Genomic DNA, 3,467 nt, shown 5'->3' with positions numbered 1-3,467 from the left:
CGTGGGCCGGCAGGCTGCTGGACGACGCGGACGCCGAACGGCTGGGCGCGGCCTGGCTGGAGCTGCTGGCCGGCCTCGCGGCCCACACGGAGGACCCGGCGGCCGGCGGGCACACCCCCTCCGACTTCCCCCTGCTCGACCTCGCTCAGAACCAGATCGAAGAGCTCGAAGCGGCGTTCGCCGACGAGCAGTCCCGGCCGGGCCGACCGGCGCGAAGCCGTTGATGAGGAGAGTGCGATGAGCCGATCCCAGGTCGAGGACGTGTGGCCGCTGTCGCCGCTGCAGGAAGGCATGCTCTTCCACGCGGCGCTCGCGGGCACCGGCCCCGACGTGTACACCGTGCAGTCCGCCCTGGACATCGAAGGACCGCTGGACCAGGCGCGGCTGCGCGCGTCGTGGCAGGCGCTCCTCGACCGGCACGCCGCCCTGCGCGCCTGCTTCCGCCAGGTCAGCGGAGCGAAGATGGTGCAGGTCATCGCGCGCGACGTGGAGCTGCCGTGGCGGGAGGAGGACCTGTCGGGGCTGAGCGAGGACGACGCCCGGGCCGAGCTGGACCGGCTCACCGCGCGCCGGCTCGCCGAGCGGATCGACCTGGCTGCCGCGCCGCTGATGCGCTTCCTCCTCGTACGCCTCGGGGAGAACCGGCACCGGCTCGTGATGACGTTCCACCACATCCTCATGGACGGCTGGTCGATGCCGGTCCTCCTCACCGAGCTGTCCGCCGTCTACGCCGCCGGGGGCGACGCCTCGCGGCTGAAGCGGGTGCCGTCCTACGGCCAGTACCTGGCATGGCTGGGCCGCCAGGACAAGGACGCGGCGCGCGCCGCGTGGCAGGCCGAACTGGCGGGCGCGGACGAGCCGACCCTCGTCGTCCCCGCCGACCCGACGCGGGCGGCCGTCTTCCCCGAGCACGTCTTCGGCGACGTTCCCGAGCCGACCACCAAGGGCCTGCGGGACCTGGCGCGCGCGGAGGGCCTGACCCTCAACACCGTGGTGCAGGGAGCCTGGTCGCTGGTCCTGGCCCGGCTGGCGCGCCGCACGGACGTCGTCTTCGGCGCCACAGCGGCCGGGCGGCCCGCGGAACTGTCGGGCGTCGAAGCGATGGTGGGCCTGCTGCTCAACACCCTGCCGGTGCGCGTGCGGCTCGACGGCGGGCAGCCGGTGCTGGAACTGCTGGCCGACCTCCAGCGGCGCCAGTCCGAGCTGATGGCGCACCAGCACCTCGGGCTCCCGGAGGTGCAGCGCCTCGCGGGCCCCGGCGCGGTCTTCGACACCCTGGTGCTCTACGAGAGCTTCCCCCCGCCGCCGGCGGGAGCGGCAGACGCGCCCGAGGCGCTGACCATCCGCCCGGCCGGCATGTCGCGGGACGCGGCCCACTACCCGCTGACACTCGTCGTCACCCCGGCCGGGGACCGGCTGCGCTGCAAACTCGACTACCGGCCGGACCTCTTCGACCGCGACGCGGCCACCGCGATCTTCGGGCGGGTGGTGCGGGTGCTGGAGCAGGTGGTGGCGGACCCGTCGGTGCGGGTGGGGGGCGTGGAGGTGCTGGACGCCGGGGAGCGGTCCCGGGTCGTGTCGGGGTGGAACGCGACGGAGTTGGCGGTGCCGGTGGGTTCGGTGCTGGACCGGTTCGAGGAGCGGGCGCGGAGAGCGCCCGGTGTCGTCGCCGTGCGGTGCGGGGCGGAGGAGCTGTCGTACGGGGAGTTGGATGCGCGGGCGAATCGGCTGGCGCGGTATCTGATCCGGCTGAGTGTGGGCCGGGAGTCGCGGGTGGGGCTGTGTCTGCCGCGCGGGGTCGAGATGGTTGTGGCGGTGCTTGCGGTGTGGAAGGCCGGGGGCGCGTACGTGCCGTTGGATCCTGCCTATCCGGCGGACCGGCTCGCCTTCATGGTCGCCGACAGTGGTGCGCAGGTGGTGCTGAGCGCGGAGGACGTGGTGTCTGCGGCGGGGGAGATCGCGGCGGAGTCGGCGGAGCCGCTGGGCACGGTGCTGGAACTGGGGCAGCTCGCGTACGTCATCTATACGTCGGGTTCGACGGGCCGCCCGAAGGGCGTCGCCGTCCCGCATCGCGGTCCGGCGAACCTGGCGGAGGCGATGCGTCCGATTCTCGGTGTGGCGGAGGGTGTGACGGCGTTGCAGTTCGCGTCGTTCAGCTTCGACGCCGCCGTCCTTGACGTCGCGGTCACGCTCGCCTCCGGTGGCACGCTGGCCGTCGCCTCCGACGAGGAGCGCGAGGAGCCCGCGGCGCTGGCAGAGATGGTCCGTAGCTCCGGCGTGTCCGTGGCCAGTGTGGTGCCGTCGCTGCTGAGCGTTCTCGACCCGGCCGCGGTGAGCGGGGTGCGGAACTGGGTGCTGGGCGCCGAGTTGCTGACCGCCGACCTGGCTTCCCGCTGGACCGGGCAGGCCCAGGTGTGGAACACGTACGGGCCGACCGAAGCCACCGTCATCACCACCGCCACCCCCCTCGACGCGGACATCGCCCCCTCCGACCCGCCGCCCCCCATCGGCCGCCCGATCGGCAACACCCGCGTCTACGTGCTGGACGACTTCCTGCGGCCCGTACCCCCGGGTGTCACCGGCGAGGTGTACATCGCCGGCCCCGGTCTTGCCCGCGGATACATCGGCCGCGGCGGGCTGACCGCCGAGCGCTTCGTCGCCTGCCCCTTCGAGCCGGGCGCGCGCATGTACCGCTCCGGCGACCTCGCCGCATGGACGGCCGACGGGCAACTGGCCTTCCTGGGGCGCGCCGACGAACAGGTCAAGATCCGCGGGTTCCGCGTCGAGCCCGGCGAGGTCGAGGCCGTCCTCGCCGCCCACCCCGACGTATCGCAGGCCGCCGTCGTCGTACGGGAGGACCGCCCCGGCGACCGCCGCCTCATCGCCTACGTCGTCCCCGGCGGCCCGGCGGCCGACATCGACGCGGTGCGCGAGCACGCCGCCACCCGTCTGCCCGCGCACATGGTGCCCACCGCCGTGCTCGTGCTGGAGAGCCTCCCGCTGACGCCCAACGGCAAGCTCGACCGCGCCGCCCTGCCCGCCCCGGACTTCGCCGGGCGCGCCACCGGCCGCGCGCCCGAGGGCGAGGCGGAGGAGGCGCTGTGCGCGCTCTTCGCCGAGGTCCTCGGCGTCGAACGGGTCGGCGCCGACGACAACTTCTTCGACCTCGGCGGCGACTCCGGCCTCGCCATGCGTCTCGCCGGGCGGGTCCGCGAGGACTTCGCCGCCGAGCTGAACATGCGCCAGTTCTTCGGCGCCCCCACCCCGGTGGGCGTGGCGCGGATGCTGGCGTCCAAGACCCGCCCCGCGCTGCGCGCCGTCGAGCACCCCGACGAGGTGCCGGCGTCCGCCGGCCAGTTGCGCACGTGGCTGATGTCCCGGCTCGCCGAGGACTCCGCCGCGTACCGCACCTCCGTCGCGCTGCGCCTCACCGGCGAGCTGGACCGCGACGCGCTGGGCGCGGCGCT

2 protein-coding genes are annotated in these 3,467 nt (G+C 74.4%); both read left to right on the top strand.

The window, feature by feature from the left end; genetic code table 11:
* Nucleotides 1-224 (top strand): hypothetical protein (locus H5J30_RS22680; protein WP_181789230.1); only part of this gene is annotated, 224 nt, incomplete at its 5' end.
* Between the two features lie 13 nt (nucleotides 225-237).
* The coding region (locus tag H5J30_RS22675) for a non-ribosomal peptide synthetase (protein WP_220189238.1) at nucleotides 238-3,467 on the top strand (3,230 nt) is incomplete at its 3' end.

Source organism: Streptomyces phytophilus, from assembly GCF_013870535.1.
GTDB classification, from domain to species: Bacteria; Actinomycetota; Actinomycetes; order Streptomycetales; family Streptomycetaceae; genus Streptomyces; species Streptomyces phytophilus.
Note: the sequence above shows the minus strand (reverse complement) of the source record. Positions and strands in the feature narration are given on the sequence as shown.